Origin of the sequence: Bacillus sp. FSL M8-0049 (genome assembly GCF_038593355.1) — a bacterium.
In the GTDB taxonomy this organism is placed as follows: Bacteria; Bacillota; Bacilli; order Bacillales; family Bacillaceae; genus Bacillus; species Bacillus safensis.
The window spans coordinates 114227-133882 of sequence record NZ_CP151986.1 but is presented as its reverse complement, the minus strand read 5'-3'; the positions used below and the strand labels follow the sequence as shown (position 1 = coordinate 133882).

Here is a 19656-nt window from a genome sequence, read left to right as displayed (position 1 = left end):
GTATAAATCCTACCAGCGGTAGTGAGCGAATGCTTTGTTCGCTTCTGCCATTTTGTGTGTGTCTTCACGTTTCTTAACAGCAGCACCAGTGTTGTTAGCTGCGTCAAGGATTTCGTTAGCAAGACGCTCTTCCATCGTTTTTTCTCCACGAAGACGAGCGTAGTTTACTAACCAGCGAAGACCTAAAGTAGTACGACGGTCTGGGCGAACTTCTACAGGAACTTGGTAGTTAGCTCCACCTACACGACGTGCTTTAACTTCAAGAACTGGCATGATGTTTTTCAAGGCTTGTTCGAAAACCTCCATCGCTTCATTACCAGTACGTTCTTTGATGATATCAAATGACTTGTAGAGAATAGTTTGTGACTTTCCTCTTTTACCGTCGATCATCATTTTGTTGATCAAACGAGATACAAGTTTAGAATTGTAAATTGGATCTGGCAATACGTCTCTTTTTGCTACAGGACCTTTACGTGGCATCTGAATAGCCTCCCTTCTCTTTTAAAAGGATTTCTATCTGTCTCTCATCTCAATATCATTGTCAGCTTCCTGACTCCACTGATCTGTTATCAACTTCTAAAAACCCTTATGTTTGTTTATATTATTTGCTTTGTTTAGGGCGTTTTGTTCCGTATTTAGAACGTCCTTGCATACGACCGTCAACTCCGGCAGTATCAAGCGCACCACGAACGATGTGGTAACGTACACCCGGTAAGTCTTTTACACGTCCGCCACGGATAAGTACTACACTGTGCTCTTGTAGGTTATGTCCGATACCAGGAATGTAAGCTGTTACCTCAATCAGGTTAGACAAACGTACACGAGCATATTTACGTAGTGCTGAGTTTGGTTTTTTCGGTGTCATTGTACCGACACGAGTACAAACCCCGCGCTTCTGTGGAGATGTTACGTTAGTGTGCTCTTTTTTGAAACTGTTGTATCCTTTGTTAAGTGCAGGTGACTTTGAGTTTTCAACTTTACTCACGCGTCCTTTGCGTACTAGCTGATTAATTGTAGGCATGTTGTTATTCCTCCCTTCATTACTTTTTTTATAACCCACATACCCAGGTGGTTCATCAAAAGGCAAAAAACAATGCTTTTGCATTTTAAGCATGCAAAAACAAAACAAGTACGTTATAACATAATGGCAACAGCTGCTGCCCCAACTTCAATTCCGCAGGCCTTGCCGAGCTTTTTCATGGAATCTACCACGAAAATGTCTACACCCTTCTCTTGTGCTAGTTTCAATACACTAGCAGTTAAAGCAGGATCAGCATCTTTCGCTACGACGACTTCCTTTACTGAATCTCGTTTCAGAGCTTTTACTGTTTGCTTCGTACCGATAATAATGGATTGAGCCTGTGATACTTTATCATAAGACATCGAATATCCTCCAAAGTAACAGGTTTTATTTTGAGCACCTTGGTTATATTATCATCATGGCAGAAGGATGTCAATATCGTATGACAGATTATCTTGACATCCTTCACCATTTTTGATGATTTTATAGGAATCTCACGAGAAAGATTACTCTACAGGAATCATATCGTCAGACGGCTGCACTTGCGAAACCGGCTTAACTTTACGGTAGTTTGGCATTCCCGTTCCAGCAGGAACAAGTTTACCAATGATCACATTCTCTTTCAAGCCAAGCAGTTCATCACGTTTTCCTTTGATCGCCGCATCTGTTAGGACACGAGTCGTTTCTTGGAAGGATGCCGCAGACAAGAATGAGTCTGTTTCAAGCGAAGCTTTTGTAATACCAAGAAGAACTGGACGGCCTGTTGCAGGACGTTTGCCTTCGAATAGTACTTTTTTGTTCGCTTCAGTGAATTGATGTACATCAAGAAGTGTGCCTGGTAATACGTCTGTATCCCCTGCATCAGCGACACGCACTTTACGAAGCATTTGGCGAACCATTACCTCTACGTGCTTATCTCCGATTTCTACCCCTTGCATACGGTATACTTTTTGTACTTCATGAAGTAGATATTCTTGAACAGCTGTCATGTCAGTCACTTTAAGAAGTTCTTTCGGATCGATCGAACCTTCTGTCAGTACTTGACCACGAGTAACTGTGTCACCTTCAACAACTTTTAGACGTGCATTGTAAGGAGCTGTGTATGAGCGAGTTTCAACTTCGCCTTGAACCACAATTTCCTGCTGCTTGTCACGAACATCGTTAATTTCAGCAACGACACCATCAATTTCAGAAATTGTCGCTTGCCCTTTCGGATTACGCGCTTCAAATAGCTCTTGGATACGAGGTAGACCTTGAGTGATATCGTCTCCTGCTACCCCACCGGTGTGGAACGTACGCATTGTAAGCTGTGTTCCTGGCTCACCGATTGATTGTGCAGCGATGATTCCAACTGCTTCACCGACTTCAACGTCAGTACCAGTTGCAAGGTTACGGCCGTAGCATCGTTTACATACACCATGAGGCGTGTTACATGTAAATGCAGAACGGATCCATACTTCCTCAATTCCTGCTTCAACTACTTCAAGTGCTTTATCTTCATCAATTAGTTCGTTTTCGGCTACAATGACTTCGCCTGTTTCAGGATGAACAATTGGTTTTCTTGCAAAACGTCCGATCAGACGTTCTTCAAGTTTCTCAATAATTTCATTGCCTTCTTTAATAGACTTCGCCAAGATTCCACGGTCTGTACCGCAATCTGTTTCACGGATGATGACATCCTGTGCAACGTCAACGAGACGACGCGTGAGGTAACCTGAGTCAGCTGTTTTAAGGGCTGTATCGGCAAGACCTTTACGCGCACCGTGAGTGGAAATAAAGTATTCCAATACGGTTAAACCTTCACGGAAACTAGATTTAATCGGTAGTTCGATGATACGTCCAGCCGGGTTGGCCATCAGACCACGCATACCAGCCAGCTGAGTGAAGTTAGATGCGTTACCACGCGCTCCAGAGTCACTCATCATGTAGATTGGGTTGACTTCATCAAGGGACTTCATCAGTTTACCTTGGATCACATCTTTAGAAGAACTCCAGATTGAAATAACTCTCTCATAACGCTCTTCTTCAGTAATCAAACCACGTCTGAATTGCTTCATGACGTTATCTACTTTTGCTTGTGCTTCTTCAAGAATTTGCTGCTTATCATCTAATACGACGATATCAGACACACCAACCGTAATACCGGCTTTAGTAGAATATCTGAAACCAAGGTTTTTCATGCGGTCAAGCATTTTAGATGTCTCAGTGATATGGAATCTCTTAAAGATTTCTGCAATGATTTTACCTAAAATACCTTTTTTGAACGGCGCATTGATTTCTTGTTTCTCGATCGCAGCTTTTACATCCTCACCTTTTTCAAGGAAGAAACGATCAGGTGTTTTTTCTTCAATATTGCTCTTTGTCGGCTCATTCATGTATGGGAATGATTCCGGTAAGATTTCGTTAAAGATCAGTTTTCCAACTGTTGTAATCAACAATTTAGAACGCTGTTCATCAGTGAATGTCACATTCTTCAACGAGCTAGCTGCAACAGCTACACGTGTATGAAGATGCACATAACCATTTTGATAAGCTAGAAGGGCTTCGTCAGTATCTTTGAAGACCATACCTTCTCCGATAGCACCTTTGCGCTCAAGTGTAAGGTAGTAGTTACCAAGCACCATATCCTGAGATGGCGTAACAACTGGTTTTCCATCTTTCGGGTTCAAAATGTTTTGAGCAGCAAGCATTAAGATACGAGCTTCAGCTTGAGCTTCAGCAGACAATGGTACGTGAACCGCCATTTGGTCACCGTCAAAGTCAGCGTTGTAGGCTGTACATACAAGTGGATGCAGACGAATTGCGCGTCCTTCCACAAGTGTAGGTTCAAACGCTTGAATACCAAGTCTGTGAAGAGTCGGTGCACGGTTTAGTAAGACTGGATGCTCACGAATAACTGATTCTAAAACATCCCATACTTCCGGCTGCACGCGTTCAATTTTACGCTTCGCACTCTTGATGTTGTGAGCTAATCCTTTTTCAACAAGCTCCTTCATCACGAATGGTTTGAATAATTCAAGAGCCATTTCTTTCGGAAGTCCACACTGATACATTTTCAAATGTGGTCCTACGACGATAACGGAACGTCCAGAATAGTCAACACGTTTACCAAGCAAGTTTTGACGGAAACGTCCTTGTTTCCCTTTCAGCATGTGAGAAAGAGATTTCAATGGTCGATTTCCTGGTCCTGTTACTGGTCGGCCTCTACGTCCATTATCAATCAAGGCATCGACAGCTTCTTGAAGCATACGCTTCTCGTTCTGAACGATGATGCTTGGCGCGCCAAGATCTAATAAACGCTTCAGACGATTGTTACGGTTGATGACACGACGATAAAGGTCGTTCAAGTCAGAAGTAGCAAAACGTCCACCATCAAGCTGAACCATTGGACGTAATTCTGGCGGAATAACCGGAAGTACATCAAGAATCATCCAAGATGGTTTATTTCCTGAGTTACGGAAGGCTTCTAACACTTCAAGGCGTTTGATCGCACGTGTACGGCGCTGTCCTTGAGCAGTTTTCAGCTCTTCTTTCAGTGTATCTACTTCTTTTACAAGATCGATATCTTGAAGAAGTTTGTTGATTGCTTCTGCACCCATAGCTGCTTGGAATGTATTACCGTATTTATCTAAATAAGCACGGAATTCTTTCTCAGAAAGAAGTTGTTTCTTCTCAAGCGGTGTGTTGCCCGGATCTGTCACGACGTAAGAAGCGAAGTAGATCACTTCTTCTAACGCACGTGGTGACATATCAAGAACAAGACCCATACGGCTTGGGATACCTTTGAAATACCAAATGTGGGAAACTGGGGCAGCCAGTTCGATATGCCCCATTCTCTCACGACGGACTTTTGCCCGTGTTACTTCTACACCACAACGGTCACATACAACACCCTTATACCGAACGCGTTTATACTTCCCACAATGACATTCCCAGTCTTTTTGCGGTCCGAAGATACGTTCACAAAAGAGACCATCTTTTTCAGGTTTCAGTGTACGATAGTTAATCGTTTCAGGCTTTTTCACTTCACCAAAAGACCAAGAACGGATTTTATCAGGTGATGCGAGACCGATGTTCATATACTCAAAATTGTTCACATCTAGCAAGGGGCCTACCTCCCTTTTAATCTTCGGGTTATACCCTAGTCACTTGCTCTAATCGTTTCTGCTATTCTTTTGTGACTGCGTCACGTTCAAGATCGACAGGTGCGAGGTCTGCAGCTTCTTCGTCATTAGATAACGCTAATCCGTCTGCTTTCTTCGTTTCCTCATCGTCTTCTAAATCTCTCATTTCTATCTCTTCTTCATCGCCAGATAGGATTTTCACATCCATACCTAAACTTTGAAGTTCTTTGATTAACACTTTGAATGATTCAGGGACACCTGGTTCAGGTACGTTATCCCCTTTGACGATGGCTTCGTATGTTTTCACACGACCCACAACGTCATCCGATTTAACTGTTAAGATCTCTTGAAGTGTATATGCTGCACCGTAAGCTTCAAGTGCCCATACTTCCATCTCTCCGAAACGCTGACCACCAAACTGTGCTTTACCGCCAAGTGGCTGCTGCGTAACAAGTGAGTATGGTCCAGTTGAACGAGCGTGAAGTTTATCGTCAACCATGTGAGCCAGTTTGATCATGTACATGATTCCGACAGATACACGGTTGTCGAATGGTTCACCAGTTCGACCGTCATAAAGGACTGTTTTCGCATCACGGGACATACCTGCTTCTTCAAGCGTTTCCCAAACATCTTCCTCGCGCGCACCATCAAATACTGGTGACGCAATGTGGATGCCGAGGTAACGTGCAGCCATACCCATATGAAGCTCAAGTACCTGACCGATGTTCATACGAGATGGTACCCCTAGAGGGTTCAACATGATATCGATCGGTGTTCCGTCTGGAAGATAAGGCATATCTTCTTCTGGAAGGATTTTAGAGATAACCCCTTTGTTACCATGTCGTCCGGCCATTTTGTCACCTTCAGAAATCTTACGCTTCTGAACGATGTATACGCGGACTAATTGGTTTACACCTGGAGGTAATTCATCTCCATCTTCACGGTTGAAGACTTTTACATCGTGGATAATTCCGCCGCCGCCGTGTGGAACACGTAGTGACGTATCACGAACTTCACGAGCCTTTTCACCGAAGATTGCATGTAATAGACGTTCTTCAGCTGTTAGTTCAGTTACACCTTTAGGCGTTACTTTACCTACAAGAAGGTCTCCGTCTTTTACTTCTGCACCAATACGGATAATTCCGCGCTCGTCAAGGTTGCGTAAAGCATCTTCCCCAACGTTTGGAATATCACGAGTGATTTCTTCAGGTCCAAGCTTTGTATCACGAGCTTCTGATTCATATTCTTCAATATGAATAGACGTGTAGACGTCATCTTTTACAAGGCGCTCACTCATGATGATCGCATCCTCGTAGTTGTAACCGTCCCAAGTCATGAAGCCGACCATGACGTTACGTCCTAGAGCCAATTCACCTTTTTCCATAGAAGGACCGTCTGCAAGGATTTCCCCTTTAACGACTTCATCTCCAACACTTACGATAGGACGCTGGTTGTAGCAAGTCCCTTGGTTAGAGCGGACAAATTTCAGCAGGCTGTATTTGTCAAGGTTTCCTTTGACTTGTTGTCCGTCAACGTCTTCATAACGGCGAACCCAAATATTTTTTGCTTCTACACGTTCTACAACACCTGGGTAGCGGCAGATGACAGCAGCACCAGAGTCTTTACCTGATACGTACTCCATCCCTGTACCAACAATCGGTGATTCTGGCTGCATCAAAGGCACAGCCTGACGCTGCATGTTCGCTCCCATTAGAGCACGGTTAGAGTCATCGTTTTCTAAGAATGGGATACATGCTGTCGCTGCAGAAACAACCTGCTTTGGCGAAACGTCCATGTAGTCAACGCGGTTTCGAGGAACAACGGTGTTTTCCCCTCTGAAACGAGCAATGATATTATCATCGATAAACGAACCATCATCAGCTAACTGAGCGTTCGCTTGTGCTACTACGTAGTTATCCTCTTCATCAGCAGTTAAATAATCGATTCTCGGTGTTACTTTACCAGTCTCAGGATCAACCCGGCGGTAAGGTGTTTCGATAAATCCGAAGCGATTCACTTTTGCAAATGAAGATAGAGAGTTGATCAAACCAATGTTTGGACCCTCTGGTGTTTCGATCGGACACATACGTCCATAGTGAGAGTAGTGAACGTCACGAACTTCCATTCCTGCACGCTCACGTGTCAAACCACCCGGTCCAAGCGCTGACAGACGACGTTTGTGCGTCAATTCAGCAAGCGGGTTTGTTTGATCCATGAACTGAGAAAGCTGAGAGCTACCAAAGAACTCTTTGATAGAAGCGATCACAGGACGAATGTTGATCAGCTGTTGAGGTGTGATCGTGTTTGTGTCTTGAATCGACATTCTTTCACGAACAACACGCTCCATTCTGCTTAAACCAATACGGAATTGGTTTTGCAGAAGTTCACCTACAGAACGCAGACGACGGTTACCAAGGTGGTCGATATCATCTGTGTCACCTACACCATGAAGAAGATTGAAGAAGTAACTGATTGATGCAATGATGTCAGAAGGCGTGATGTTTTTCACAGCTTCCTCTACATATGCATTTCCAATCACGTTAATCACTTGCTCGCCTTCTTGATCAGTCGGTGCATAAATCTTAATAGATTGAAGTTCTACTTCATCTTCTACTACGCCACCATTAGGATAAAGCTTTCTAAATCCGATGCCGTTTTCTAAGTATGGAAGAACTTTATCAAGAACTCTTCTGTCTAAAATTTGACCTTTTTCTGCTAGAATTTCACCTGTTTCAGGATCAACTAGCGTTTCAGCCAATTTTTGATTGAACAGTCTATTTTTAATATGAAGCTTCTTATTAATCTTGTAGCGTCCAACATTTGCTAGGTCATATCTCTTCGGATCGAAGAAGCGAGAGTCTAGCAAGCTTTTCGCATTTTCAACAGTTGGCGGTTCTCCAGGACGGAGGCGCTCGTAGATTTCGAGAAGTGCTTTATCCGCATTCTCTGTATTGTCTTTTTCCAGTGTGTTGCGTAAGTATTCATTCTCGCCAATGAGGTCAAGAATCTCTTGATCAGAGCTGAAGCCGAGAGCACGCAAAAGAACCGTAACCGGCAACTTACGTGTGCGATCGATGCGTACATAGACTACATCCTTCGCATCAGTTTCGTATTCTAACCATGCGCCACGGTTTGGAATGACAGTCGCAGTAAAACCTTTTTTACCGTTTTTGTCTACTTTACCACTGAAATATACACTTGGAGAACGCACTAACTGAGAAACGATTACACGTTCCGCACCATTAATGATAAAAGTACCTGTGTCTGTCATGATTGGGAAATCACCCATGAACACATCTTGGTCTTTTACTTCTCCAGTTTCTTTGTTAATTAAACGAACTTTTACTCTTAGTGGAGCAGAGTAAGTTACATCACGTTCTTTTGATTCTGCTACAGGATACTTAGGATCCCCTAGGCTGTAATCAATGAATTCAAGAGAAAGGTTACCAGTAAAATCCTCAATTGGGGATATATCTTGAAACATCTCTCTAAGACCCTCATCAAGAAACCACTGATAAGAAGAGGTTTGAATTTCAATGAGATTTGGTAATTCTAACACTTCGCTTATGCGTGCGTAGCTTCTGCGCTGGCGGTGTCGTCCATACTGAACTAGTTGACCTGTCAACTGATTCACCCCTCAAATCATGCGTATTATATGTGTAAAAAGTATTTCTGTCTTTCAAATGTCAGTAAAGAAATACTTTTACAAGACAAAAGAAAAAAGGGTTTCTAAAATAAGAAAACCACATCCAAAAACAAATACCGATTTTATTAGTTTTCCCAAGTATGCATAATTTATACAAAATAGTTGTTTTTTAAGCCTATCAAGCAAAATATACACATTGGCATTTTATAATGTTAACACAGCTAGGAAACTGCGTCAAACTTTTTTAGCTTTGATGATATAGTAGCCCTTTTTTTTCAGCACAACCTCGACTTCTCCAAAGAGCTGCTCTAATTTTTCAATCGCAGATGGTCCACCTTGCTTTTTCTGAATAACCACCCACAACTCACCTTCCGGCAATAAATGATCAGCACTTTTTTCAAAGATCGCATGTACAACTTTCTTCCCTGCCCGTATTGGGGGATTGGTCAGTATAGAGGCAAAAGCAGCTGAGGAATGAACATTCGAGAACAAATCACTTTGATAGATGCGAACATTATCAATGCGATTATGTTTAGCGTTTTCCTTTGAAAGTTCGACTGCTCTTTCGTTCACATCAATCATATGAATGGTACGGCTAGTCATTTCGTTTGCTAACGATAAGCCGATCGGTCCATAACCGCAACCGACATCTAAGACATCGCCATCCAAGTCAGGTTCTTCGAAAGCTTCAATTAAAAGCCTTGAACCAAAGTCGACTTCTTTCTTAGAAAACACTCCACTGTCACTTGTAAAAGTAAAGGTACGGTTTCTCAAGGTGAAGTCCCATGTCTGTTTATTGCTTTTCACTGATGGCTTTTCCGTATAATAGTGGTCACTCATGGTGAATGGACCTCCTCTGGATTCAATCGTTTCAGGAGATTAGAAAAGAAAAAGCCCGCCAGTAAAAGCGAGCTTTCCCAAAAGATTAGGCGAAGATTACTTAACTTCTACAGAAGCGCCAACTTCTTCAAGCTTAGCTTTAAGTTCTTCAGCTTCTTCTTTAGCAATACCTTCTTTAAGTGGTTTTGGAGTGTTGTCAACAAGTTCTTTAGCTTCTTTCAAGCCAAGACCAGTGATTTCACGAACCACTTTGATAACTTTGATTTTTTGGTCTCCAGCACCAGCAAGTACTAGATCAAAATCAGTTTTTTCTTCAGCAGCAGCACCGCCACCAGCAGCTACAGCTACAGGAGCAGCAGCAGTTACGCCGAATTCTTCTTCGATTGCTTTTACTAAGTCGTTTAACTCAAGTACAGTTGCTTCTTTAACTGAAGCAATGATTTCTTCGATATTTAAAGCCATTTGTAATTCCTCCATTTTAAGTTTTTTTACGTAAACGTAAAGTACGCATTAAGCGCCTTGTTCTTCTTTTTGATCTGCAACTGCTTTAGTAGCAAGAGCAAGATTACGAACTGGAGCTTGAAGAACGCTAAGCAACATAGAAAGTAAGCCTTCGCGAGACGGAAGTTCCGCAAGAGCCTTCACTTCTTCTACAGTCGCTACGTTTCCTTCGATGACACCAGCTTTGATTTCTAAAGCTTCGTGGCTTTTCGCAAATTCGTTGATGATTTTCGCAGGTGCGATAACATCTTCGTTACTGAATGCGATAGCGTTTGGACCTGTTAAGAAATCGTTTAAACCCGTTAGTTCAACTTGTTCAACTGCACGGCGAGTCAAAGTGTTTTTGTAAACTTTGAATTCTACGCCAGCTTCACGAAGCTGTTTACGAAGTTCAGTCACTTCAGAAACTGAAAGACCGCGGTAATCTACAATGACAGTAGACATACTATCTTTAAATTTAGAAGTAATTTCATCAACGACAACTTTTTTAGTATCGATTGCATTGCTCATGGTTACACCTCCTGTACATTCTTTGTGTAACACTTATACCGATCAGGCCATCACGTTCCTAACGAACGGTTCTCCATATAAAAAGCCTCCACTAAGACATGGAGGCTGTATATACAAGCATACGTTAACGTAAGACTGTGACATATACACCTCGGCGGGTTAATTAAGCCATAAGGCCCCTGCTGTCTACGGTATAAATGGACATTATTCTATTTTACAACATTTTGATATTATCAAAATGGTTGTCATAAGTCAAGAATTATTTTGCAGAGAAAGAAGATGGATCCACTTTCACGCCAGGCCCCATAGTAGATGTAACAGAAACGTTTTTCACGTATACACCTTTAGCCGCTGCAGGTTTTGCTTTAAGGATTGTGTCATAGATTGTTGCAAAGTTCTCAACAAGCTTTTCGTCCTCGAAAGAAACCTTTCCGATTGGCGCGTGGATGTTACCAGCTTTATCAACGCGGTATTCTACTTTACCAGCTTTGATTTCATTGATTGCTTTTTCAACTTCGAACGTTACAGTTCCTGTTTTAGGGTTTGGCATAAGACCTTTTGGTCCAAGTACACGACCGATCTTACCAACTTCACCCATCATGTCAGGTGTCGCAACGATTACATCGAATTCGAACCAGCCTTGTTGGATTTTAGTGATGTAATCAGAATCTCCAACGTAGTCTGCTCCAGCAGCTTCTGCTTCTTTTGCTTTTTCGCCTTTAGCGAACACAAGAACGCGTTGAGTTTTACCAGTTCCGTTAGGAAGTACAACTGCACCGCGGATTTGTTGATCGTTTTTACGAGGGTCTACGCCCAAACGAAAAGCAACTTCTACAGTCGCATCAAATTTAGCTGTATTTGCTTTTTTTGTAAGAGAAACAGCTTCAGCTACATCATACGCTTTAGTACGATCGATCAGCTTAGCAGCTTCTACATACTTTTTACCTTTTTTAGCCATTATAAAAATCCTCCTTATGTGGTTTTAGCGGAATAACCTCCCACGAATAAGGGTTGCGAACTTGTCAAAACCAAACTCGCAACCCAACAAGACAAAAAATTAATCTTCGATGACAATACCCATACTGCGTGCAGTACCTTCAACCATGCGCATAGCTGATTCAACGCTAGCAGCGTTTAAGTCAGGCATTTTTGTTTCCGCGATTTCGCGTACTTTATCACGCTTAACAGTTGCCACTTTATTACGGTTAGGTTCACCAGAACCAGACTCAATACCAGCTGCTTTTTTAAGTAAAACTGCAGCAGGTGGAGTTTTAGTAATAAATGTAAATGAACGGTCTTCAAAAACCGAAATTTCAACAGGAATGATAAGACCAGCTTGGTCAGCTGTACGAGCGTTAAACTCCTTACAGAATCCCATGATATTAACACCGGCTTGACCTAGTGCAGGTCCAACTGGTGGAGCTGGGTTAGCTTTTCCAGCAGGAATTTGCAATTTAACAACTTTAACTACTTTTTTAGCCACGAGACACACCTCCTTAAAGTCCGTGATGTGGTAATAGGGGAATCCCCCTCCCACTCAACAACTTCATTCTTTATATGAATGACGAAATAACTAGCTAGCGATCTTGAGTGAACTCAAGACGTACCTTTGCTATATTACCACTTCTATACACTCATTTCAAGCTCTTTTAAATTACAATTTATCGATCTGCGTGAACTCAAGTTCAACAGGTGTTTCTCTACCAAACATATTAACGAATACTTTGACTTTGCTTTTATCGTAGTCAATTTCTTCAATAGAGCCAGTGAAGTTAGCAAATGGTCCATCGATGACCTTAACTGTTTCTTTCAGTTCAAAGTCGATTTCTGTTTTGCGTTCTTCAAGACCCATTCTCTTCAGAATGGTTTCAGCTTCGCCTGGCAGCAGCGCAGTCGGCTTTGATCCTGAACCAGCTGATCCAACGAATCCAGTGACACCTGGTGTATTACGAACAACATACCAAGAGTCGTCAGTCATCACGATTTCCACTAGGACATAGCCAGGGAATACTTTCTTTTTGACGACTTTTTTCTTACCATTTTTAATATCCGTTTCTTCTTCTTCTGGTACGACGACGCGGAAGATTTTATCCTGCATGCCCATTGATTCAACACGCTTTTCCAAATTCGCTTTTACTTTGTTTTCATAGCCAGAGTACGTATGCACAACATACCAATTCTTTTCCATTTTCGTTCAGGACTATTTAGTCCTTCCCTCCCCACATTTCATAATGTCTATTTGACGAATCTCGAGTAACGGTAAATATTTTCAAGCAATTGAAAAAACCCGTAAAACGGGTTTTTTGGCAAGTCATATTATGATCTATTATAGCACGTTCAGCAGACCATTATTCAAGTATTAATGAATTAATTCGATTAATTGTGAGATTCCTATATCAAGAAAAGAGAAAAAGATGGCAAAGAATACGACTGTTAAAATAACAGTGATTGTGTAGCGGACCATTTCGTTCTTCTTTGGCCAGCTGACCTTTTTCATTTCTTTTCCGACACTTTTTAAGAAACTGATAATACGCATGTAAAAGACCTCCACAGATTAAAGAACGCAAATCTTACTTCGTTTCTAAATGTGTTTTATGTGAATTACAAGTCTTGCAATATTTCTTAACTTCTAATCTTTCAGCTGCTGAAGCAACACTTTTCATTGTCGTATAATTGCGGCTTCCGCAGTCTTTACAGGCTAGAGTAATCTTTTTCCTCATATTTACACCTATTTTCTCGACATCATTTCATTAGTACCTTATCACAGTGTCGAAAAAGCTGTCAATATAGGTTTGATTAGAGACTAATCTCGCGAAGCTCTAAATATTTCTCTAATTTTCTCTTTACTCTTTGGAGTGCGTTATCAATTGATTTCACATGACGATTTAAATCTTCAGAAATCTCTTGATAGGATCTGCCATCAAGATAAAGCACAAGTACCTTTCTTTCCAGCTCGCTTAGCAGTTCACCCATCTTCATTTCGATATCATCAAATTCTTCTTTGCTAATAATTAAGTCTTCTGGGTTAAGCGCTTTAGCACCGGAAATGACATCCAATAATGTTCTGTCCGATTCTTCATCGTAGATCGGCTTGTCTAATGATACATAGGAATTTAACGGGATATGTTTTTGGCGAGTAGCTGTTTTAATTGCGGTGATAATTTGGCGGGTAATACATAATTCTGCAAAAGCCTTAAATGAAGTAAGCTTGTCCTCTCTGAAATCGCGGATAGACTTATAAAGTCCGATCATTCCCTCTTGGACAATGTCCTCTCGATCCGCTCCTATCAAGAAATAAGATCTTGCTTTCGCACGTACAAAATTGCGGTATTTCGTTATTAAATAATCTAGCGCATCACTATCTCCGACATGAACCCTTTCAATGACTTGTTCATCTTCCAACTGGCAAAATTGCTCTCTGATGGACTTACCCTTGCTGTTGTTTAGATTCACTTCGATCCCCCCGACCGCACCTAGATAGAAATATTATACATTAATGGTTGAAATATCGTCAAGCTATTCCAGATTCCCGCGCCGCCATTTTTCAAACGTTTTCAATACATCTTCTGACAATTCAATCTTAGATGCTGGTTTATCAGAAGTAATCTTTTTGACCCTCGTTTCAATCTTTCGTTCTATCACTTCAATCTCTCTTAAAAGCTCACGAGCCGACTTCCGAAGAGCTCCTTGTCCAAAAATAGCCCATTGTTCCGTAAAATCTGAGGTTGCCACATGAATTTGCGTCCGTATATTATTTAAATCCTGCGCCAGCTTTTCAATCCGCTCATCCGCCGTTTCATTCTCTCTCGTAAAGATGACCTCTACTCGGTGGTTGGTCCGCTTCTTTTCAATTCCTTTGACCATATGGGCATCGAATACGACAATGACTCGATACCCTGTGTATGCTTGATATTCTGCTAAATGTTGAATCAGTACGTCTCTGGCTTCTTCAAAGCTGTTTTCCTTTAAGTGCTGCAGCTGAGGCCATGCACCTATCATGTTGTATCCATCGACTAAGAGGATATCCATCTCTATTCTCCTAACGGATAACGTTTTCGATACACTTCATACATCAATAAACCAGCGGCAACTGATGCGTTTAACGAAGTAACCTTCCCGGCCATAGGCAGTTTAATCAGAAAATCACACTTTTCCTTAATCAATCGGCCAATTCCTTTTCCCTCGCTGCCAATCACAAGAGCCAGCGGCATCGTGCCATCAAATTGTCTGTAATCCTGTTTAGCAGACGCATCTGTTCCCGCAACCCAGATTCCTCTTTCTTTCATTTCATCAAGAGCTCTTGAAAGATTAGTCACTTTTGCGACAGGAATATGCTCAATTGCTCCAGTGGATGCCTTAGCAACTGTTGTTGTTAGACCGACCGCTCTCCTTTTCGGAATGACAATCCCGTGTGCACCTACAGCATCTGCCGTTCTCATAATAGATCCTAAATTATGCGGGTCTTCAATCTCATCTAAAATCAGAAAGAAAGGCTGTTCATTCCGCTTTTCAGCGATTTGATACAGGTCGTCCAATTCTGCATATTCATATGCTGCTACTTGTGCAACGATTCCCTGGTGCTGACCTGTAACCATTTGATCAAGCTTTTTCCTCGGAACATACTGAATGGTGATATTTTGCTTTTTAGCGAGTTCAATGACCTGCTGGGCTTGTCCTTTTACAGTGTTTTCTGCCATCCAGAGCTTGTATAACTCCCGATCTGACTTCAGTGTCTCAATCACTGCATTTTTCCCAATGACATAATCATGTTGCTGACTCATTTGTCTTCCTCCCTGACGTTCCGATTTCAATCGCCTGACCAATCAGCTCTTCTAAGCGTTCGTCCTGCTTTTCGATAAATAAATAACCCATGAGCGCTTCAAACGCTGTACTATAACGATACGTTTGAACGTCTGTGTTTTTAGGCACTGTGCCTGATTTTGCGTTTCTTCCTCTTTTCAGCACCGCTTCTTCTGCTTCAGTGAAAAAGCCTTGCTGCTGAAGCGTAAATAAAATAGCAGCCTGTGATTTAGCTGAAACAATGTTGCTTGCTCGTTTGTGCAGCTCATTTGGTTTTGTCGCCCCCGTTTGGAGGAGGTGATGCCTCACATATACTTCAAAAATGGCATCACCCATATAAGCCAGCGCAAGTCCGTTCAGCTGTTTACCGTCTTTCAGCTTTTCAAAATTCAACATTGCCTATTCTCCTCTTTTCCAGCGAGTACCTTGAGGAGTGTCCTCCAACACAATATTCATGTTCTTTAATTGATCACGAATTTGATCAGATAGGGCAAAGTCACGATTTCTTCTAGCTTCATTGCGTTTTTCAATTAACGCTTCTACCTCTTCGTCAAGCGTGTGCTTTTCTTCTAATGAGAAGCCGAGAACAGACGTAATTTCTTGGAACAAGCCGATAAATGCCTTGATCACTTCCTCCGAAGTATGATCATTTTCCATATAATAATTCGCCTGTTTCGCTAATTCGAATAAAACAGAGATCGCATTTGCCGTATTGAAGTCATCATTCATTTCGGAAATAAATGTTGCACGCTGCTCTTCAATTTTTGCCAGCCATTCAGCATTGTCTTCCGTGATATTTGTGCTGCTCTCTAGACGGTGATGTAAATTCGCATACGATGTTTTGAGTCGGTTAAACGCACTCTTTGTACTTTCTAATAAATCCATTGAGTAATTAATTGGGTGGCGATAGTGAACCGACAACATAAAGAAGCGAAGCACATCAGGATCTTGTTCTTTCACAATGTCATGCACCAGCACAAAGTTGCCAAGTGATTTTGACATTTTTTCATTATCGATATTAATATACCCGTTATGCATCCAATACTTCGCAAAAGGCTTCCCTGTCAAAGCCTCAGATTGGGCAATTTCATTCTCATGGTGAGGGAATGTTAAATCCTGTCCGCCAGCATGAATATCGATCGTATCACCTAAATATTTTTTGACCATTGCCGAGCATTCAATGTGCCAGCCTGGGCGTCCTTCGCCCCACGGGCTATCCCAAGAGATTTCCTGATCCTTTGCAGCCTTCCAAAGAGCAAAGTCCAGTGCATCTCGTTTCTTTTCACCTACACGAATACGGGCACCTGTCTTCAGTTCATCAATTGATTGGTGAGAAAGCTTTCCATAACCTTCAAATGAGCGTGTGCTGTAATACACGTCACCATCTGCTTCATAGGCGTAGCCTTTTTCAATCAATGTCACAATAAACGCAATGATATCATCCATGTTTTCCGTCACTCGCGGGTGAAGGTCTGCTTTTTTGCAGCCGAGTGCACTGACGTCTTCGAAGTAGGCCTGGATAAACCGGTCAGCAATTGTCGGCACATCTTCTCCGAGTTCGTTGGCTGCTTTGATGAGTTTATCATCCACATCTGTAAAGTTTGATACAAAGTTCACATCGTAACCGCTGTATTCTAAATACTTACGTACAGTGTCATAAACAATAGCAGGTCTAGCATTCCCGATATGAATGTAGTTATAAACGGTTGGTCCGCACACATACATCTTGACCTTTCCTGGCTCAAGCGGGACAAATTCTTCCTTCTTACGTGTCAATGTATTATAAATATTGATTGTCATGATTGTTCTTCCTTTCTGCTCAATGAAGCCAGCTCACCTTTTAGCTTTTCCATTTCTCGTTCCAATTCTTTGAAACGATCGGAAATTGGATCTGGCAAATCTTGATGATTGAGATCACGATTGATTTTCTTTCCATTTTGAACGACGACTCGCCCAGGTATACCGACAACGGTGGAATGGTCGGGTACGTCCTTTAACACGACTGACCCTGCTCCAATCTTGGCTCCTTTTCCAACTGTAATGGAACCTAGCACCTTGGCACCTGTCGCAATGAGGGCATCGTCTAAAATGGTCGGATGCCGCTTTCCCTTTTCTTTCCCTGTTCCCCCTAATGTCACGCCTTGGAAAACAGTGACGTTGTCTCCAATTTCACATGTTTCCCCGATCACGACGCCCATGCCGTGATCAATGAAGAACCGCCTGCCAATGGTTGCCGCCGGATGAATTTCCACCCCTGTGAAAAAACGGCTGACCTGAGAAATGATCCGCGCAATAAAATACAGCTTCCGCTTATAAAATGCGTGCGCAATACGGTGAGCCCAAATCGCATGAAGCCCTGAATAGGTTAGCACTACTTCAATATAGCTTCTAGCAGCAGGATCTTGATCAAACACAGTATCAATATCTTCTTTCAGCATTTTGAAAAACACATGCTCCCCCCGTTCTTCCCCATCAATCTCTCTTAGGACTTGCTCTCTTTTTTTGGACAAATAAAAAACGCCTCTGCCATATGACAGAGACGTTTTGAAAACGCGGTTCCACTCTGTTTAGAAAGCCACTTATCTTGAGGCCTTCTCAACTTAATCCCATAACGGAGGGTACCGCCCTTGCATACTAACGTACGTGTTCCTCAAGGGTCTTGAGGGTGCATTTCCAATGTCTGCCCATAAGTCTCTTTCAGCCGGTGGAGACTCTTTCTGTGATGGACGAGTACATTGTACTTCTCCCTCGCAACGATTTCTTTATATTTGTTTAATGCGGTTTAATACCGTTTCTTTACCTAGTAATTCAATACTTTGCGGAAGTTCTGGGCCATGCGTTTGTCCTGTGACAGCCACACGAATCGGCATGAATAGTTTCTTGCCTTTATGCCCTGTTTCTTTTTGTACCGCTTTAATGGCAGCCTTGATTTCATCAGGTGTGAAAGACTCAAGCTGTTCAAGCTGACCTGCAAAAGATGCCATCACTTCTGGTACTTGCTCCTCTGCTAGAACTTCCTTTGCCTCTTGATTATACTCAATTTGCTCCTTAAAGAACAACTCTGTCAACTCAACAATTTCTGCTCCGTAGCTTAATTGTTCGTGATACAGAGAAATAAGCTTGCGTACCCACGTGTTTTCTTCTTCAGTCAGCTGCTCACTTACCTTGCCTGCCTTTTGAAGATGCGGAAGTGTTAGTGCCACAACCTGATCAAGATCAAGTGCTTTCACGTATTGGTTGTTCACCCATTTTAGTTTATGCATATCGAATAGAGCTGGTGACTTAGAAAGTCGGTTCACATCAAAAATGTCGATGAATTGCTCTTTTGTAAACAGTTCTTCTTCGCCTACTGGAGACCATCCAAGTAATGCAATGAAGTTAAACAGGGCTTCAGGTAAATAGCCTAAATTCTTATATTGCTCGATGAATTGAATAATCGATTCATCACGTTTACTTAATTTCTTGCGGTTCTCGTTCACAATCAGCGTCATATGTCCGAATAGCGGAACATCCCAGCCAAATGCATGAAAAATCATGATTTGTTTAGGGGTATTTGAAATATGATCCTCTCCGCGAAGAACGTGAGTCATTTTCATCAAATGATCATCCACGGCAACTGCAAAGTTATAAGTTGGCGTGCCATCTTTCTTCACAATAACAAAGTCACCAATGCCGTCTGTTTCAAATGAAATATCACCTTTGACCATGTCGTCAAATTTGATGATTTCTCCTTTTGGTACTCGGAAGCGGATGCTTGGCTCTCTTCCTTCAGCAATCAGCTTGTCCTCTTCTTCTTTTGATAAATGACTGCATTTACCAGAATATCGAGGCATTTCGCTGCGGGCGATCTGTGCTTCACGCTCTGCCTCTAGCTCTTCTGCCGTACAATAGCACTTATACGCCAAGTCCTTCTCTAGCAGCTCATCATAATATTTTTTATAAATATCATTACGCTCTGATTGTCTGTAAGGACCGTAGCCGCCATCTTTATCAATGCTCTCATCCCAATCAATACCGAGCCATTGCAGGTGGCGAAGCTGGCTTTCCTCCCCGCCCTCTACATTACGCTTTTGATCCGTATCCTCGATTCGAATAATAAATTTGCCGCCTTGGCTGCGTGCGAACAAATAGTTGAAAAGAGCCGTTCTAGCATTCCCAATATGTAAATGACCAGTTGGACTCGGTGCATAACGAACACGCACTTCATTTCCCAT

20 protein-coding genes and 2 other annotated features are annotated in these 19656 nt (G+C 42.1%); all 20 genes read right to left on the bottom strand.

Annotation, left to right across the window (positions count from 1 at the left end):
• Window positions 1-9: 9 nt before the first annotated feature.
• Window positions 10-480 carry a 30S ribosomal protein S7 gene (gene rpsG, locus NSU13_RS00710; protein WP_003216884.1) on the bottom strand — a complete coding sequence of 157 codons (471 nt, stop codon included), beginning with the start codon at window positions 478-480 and terminating at the stop codon, window positions 10-12.
• 121 nt (window positions 481-601) lie between these two features.
• On the bottom strand, window positions 602-1021 hold the full coding sequence (rpsL, locus tag NSU13_RS00705; protein WP_008356518.1) for a 30S ribosomal protein S12: 420 nt from the start codon (window positions 1019-1021) through the stop codon (window positions 602-604).
• Between the two features lie 113 nt (window positions 1022-1134).
• Complete coding sequence (locus tag NSU13_RS00700; protein ID WP_342489751.1) at window positions 1135-1383, bottom strand: 50S ribosomal protein L7ae-like protein; 249 nt, start codon at window positions 1381-1383, stop codon at window positions 1135-1137.
• A 144-nt stretch (window positions 1384-1527) separates the two neighbouring features.
• Window positions 1528-5127 (bottom strand): DNA-directed RNA polymerase subunit beta', encoded by a 3600-nt coding sequence (gene rpoC, locus NSU13_RS00695; RefSeq protein WP_342489750.1) that lies wholly within the window; start codon window positions 5125-5127, stop codon window positions 1528-1530.
• Between the two features lie 61 nt (window positions 5128-5188).
• Complete coding sequence (rpoB, locus tag NSU13_RS00690; protein WP_076839362.1) at window positions 5189-8770, bottom strand: DNA-directed RNA polymerase subunit beta; 3582 nt, start codon at window positions 8768-8770, stop codon at window positions 5189-5191.
• 255 nt (window positions 8771-9025) lie between these two features.
• Window positions 9026-9631: a class I SAM-dependent methyltransferase gene (locus NSU13_RS00685; protein WP_024425591.1), complete on the bottom strand. Its 606-nt coding sequence runs from the start codon at window positions 9629-9631 to the stop codon at window positions 9026-9028.
• 96 nt (window positions 9632-9727) lie between these two features.
• Window positions 9728-10093: a 50S ribosomal protein L7/L12 gene (gene rplL, locus NSU13_RS00680; protein ID WP_008345418.1), complete on the bottom strand. Its 366-nt coding sequence runs from the start codon at window positions 10091-10093 to the stop codon at window positions 9728-9730.
• Between the two features lie 48 nt (window positions 10094-10141).
• Window positions 10142-10642, bottom strand: coding sequence for a 50S ribosomal protein L10 (rplJ, locus tag NSU13_RS00675; protein WP_024425590.1), 501 nt, complete (start codon window positions 10640-10642; stop codon window positions 10142-10144).
• Between the two features lie 69 nt (window positions 10643-10711).
• Window positions 10712-10852: a sequence feature (ribosomal protein L10 leader region), on the bottom strand.
• Between the two features lie 49 nt (window positions 10853-10901).
• Window positions 10902-11600: a 50S ribosomal protein L1 gene (rplA, locus tag NSU13_RS00670; protein ID WP_017359164.1), complete on the bottom strand. Its 699-nt coding sequence runs from the start codon at window positions 11598-11600 to the stop codon at window positions 10902-10904.
• Window positions 11601-11699: 99 nt separating this feature from the next.
• Window positions 11700-12125: a 50S ribosomal protein L11 gene (gene rplK / locus NSU13_RS00665; protein ID WP_003216956.1), complete on the bottom strand. Its 426-nt coding sequence runs from the start codon at window positions 12123-12125 to the stop codon at window positions 11700-11702.
• Between the two features lie 171 nt (window positions 12126-12296).
• Window positions 12297-12830, bottom strand: coding sequence for a transcription termination/antitermination protein NusG (nusG, locus tag NSU13_RS00660; protein WP_003217197.1), 534 nt, complete (start codon window positions 12828-12830; stop codon window positions 12297-12299).
• A 171-nt stretch (window positions 12831-13001) separates the two neighbouring features.
• Window positions 13002-13178: a preprotein translocase subunit SecE gene (gene secE / locus NSU13_RS00655; RefSeq protein WP_008345422.1), complete on the bottom strand. Its 177-nt coding sequence runs from the start codon at window positions 13176-13178 to the stop codon at window positions 13002-13004.
• 34 nt (window positions 13179-13212) lie between these two features.
• Window positions 13213-13362, bottom strand: coding sequence for a 50S ribosomal protein L33 (gene rpmG / locus NSU13_RS00650; protein ID WP_008356502.1), 150 nt, complete (start codon window positions 13360-13362; stop codon window positions 13213-13215).
• A gap of 76 nt (window positions 13363-13438) precedes the next feature.
• On the bottom strand, window positions 13439-14095 hold the full coding sequence (gene sigH, locus NSU13_RS00645) for an RNA polymerase sporulation sigma factor SigH (RefSeq protein ID WP_008345424.1): 657 nt from the start codon (window positions 14093-14095) through the stop codon (window positions 13439-13441).
• Between the two features lie 63 nt (window positions 14096-14158).
• A complete protein-coding gene (rae1, locus tag NSU13_RS00640) occupies window positions 14159-14671 on the bottom strand; it encodes a ribosome-dependent mRNA decay endonuclease Rae1/YacP (RefSeq protein WP_024425589.1) in 513 nt (170 codons plus the stop codon).
• A 2-nt stretch (window positions 14672-14673) separates the two neighbouring features.
• On the bottom strand, window positions 14674-15423 hold the full coding sequence (rlmB, locus tag NSU13_RS00635; RefSeq protein WP_024425588.1) for a 23S rRNA (guanosine(2251)-2'-O)-methyltransferase RlmB: 750 nt from the start codon (window positions 15421-15423) through the stop codon (window positions 14674-14676).
• Window positions 15407-15838: a Mini-ribonuclease 3 gene (locus tag NSU13_RS00630; RefSeq protein ID WP_046314371.1), complete on the bottom strand. Its 432-nt coding sequence runs from the start codon at window positions 15836-15838 to the stop codon at window positions 15407-15409. Before NSU13_RS00630 ends, rlmB begins: the two co-directional genes overlap by 17 nt.
• 3 nt (window positions 15839-15841) lie before the next feature.
• On the bottom strand, window positions 15842-17242 hold the full coding sequence (cysS, locus tag NSU13_RS00625) for a cysteine--tRNA ligase (protein ID WP_342489749.1): 1401 nt from the start codon (window positions 17240-17242) through the stop codon (window positions 15842-15844).
• Window positions 17239-17892: a serine O-acetyltransferase gene (gene cysE, locus NSU13_RS00620; protein WP_034283914.1), complete on the bottom strand. Its 654-nt coding sequence runs from the start codon at window positions 17890-17892 to the stop codon at window positions 17239-17241. The genes cysS and cysE overlap by 4 nt, the downstream gene beginning before the upstream one ends.
• 82 nt (window positions 17893-17974) lie before the next feature.
• Window positions 17975-18205: a binding site (T-box leader), on the bottom strand.
• Window positions 18205-19656: a glutamate--tRNA ligase gene (gene gltX, locus NSU13_RS00615; protein WP_046314367.1), complete on the bottom strand. Its 1452-nt coding sequence runs from the start codon at window positions 19654-19656 to the stop codon at window positions 18205-18207. It overlaps the preceding feature by 1 nt.

Bases quoted from the DNA above. Each gene is read 5' to 3' on its own strand.
- rpsG (WP_003216884.1), bottom strand. From the start codon at position 480: ATGCCACGTAAAGGTCCTGTAGCAAAAAGAGACGTATTGCCAGATCCA.
- rpsL (WP_008356518.1), bottom strand. From the start codon at position 1,021: ATGCCTACAATTAATCAGCTAGTACGCAAAGGACGCGTGAGTAAAGTT.
- NSU13_RS00700 (WP_342489751.1), bottom strand. From the start codon at position 1,383: ATGTCTTATGATAAAGTATCACAGGCTCAATCCATTATTATCGGTACG.
- NSU13_RS00685 (WP_024425591.1), bottom strand. From the start codon at position 9,631: ATGAGTGACCACTATTATACGGAAAAGCCATCAGTGAAAAGCAATAAA.
- rplL (WP_008345418.1), bottom strand. From the start codon at position 10,093: ATGGCTTTAAATATCGAAGAAATCATTGCTTCAGTTAAAGAAGCAACT.
- rplJ (WP_024425590.1), bottom strand. From the start codon at position 10,642: ATGAGCAATGCAATCGATACTAAAAAAGTTGTCGTTGATGAAATTACT.
- rplA (WP_017359164.1), bottom strand. From the start codon at position 11,600: ATGGCTAAAAAAGGTAAAAAGTATGTAGAAGCTGCTAAGCTGATCGAT.
- nusG (WP_003217197.1), bottom strand. From the start codon at position 12,830: ATGGAAAAGAATTGGTATGTTGTGCATACGTACTCTGGCTATGAAAAC.
- secE (WP_008345422.1), bottom strand. From the start codon at position 13,178: ATGCGTATTATCAGTTTCTTAAAAAGTGTCGGAAAAGAAATGAAAAAG.
- rpmG (WP_008356502.1), bottom strand. From the start codon at position 13,362: ATGAGGAAAAAGATTACTCTAGCCTGTAAAGACTGCGGAAGCCGCAAT.
- rae1 (WP_024425589.1), bottom strand. From the start codon at position 14,671: ATGGATATCCTCTTAGTCGATGGATACAACATGATAGGTGCATGGCCT.
- rlmB (WP_024425588.1), bottom strand. From the start codon at position 15,423: ATGAGTCAGCAACATGATTATGTCATTGGGAAAAATGCAGTGATTGAG.
- NSU13_RS00630 (WP_046314371.1), bottom strand. From the start codon at position 15,838: ATGTTGAATTTTGAAAAGCTGAAAGACGGTAAACAGCTGAACGGACTT.
- cysS (WP_342489749.1), bottom strand. From the start codon at position 17,242: ATGACAATCAATATTTATAATACATTGACACGTAAGAAGGAAGAATTT.
- gltX (WP_046314367.1), bottom strand. From the start codon at position 19,656: ATGGGAAATGAAGTGCGTGTTCGTTATGCACCGAGTCCAACTGGTCAT.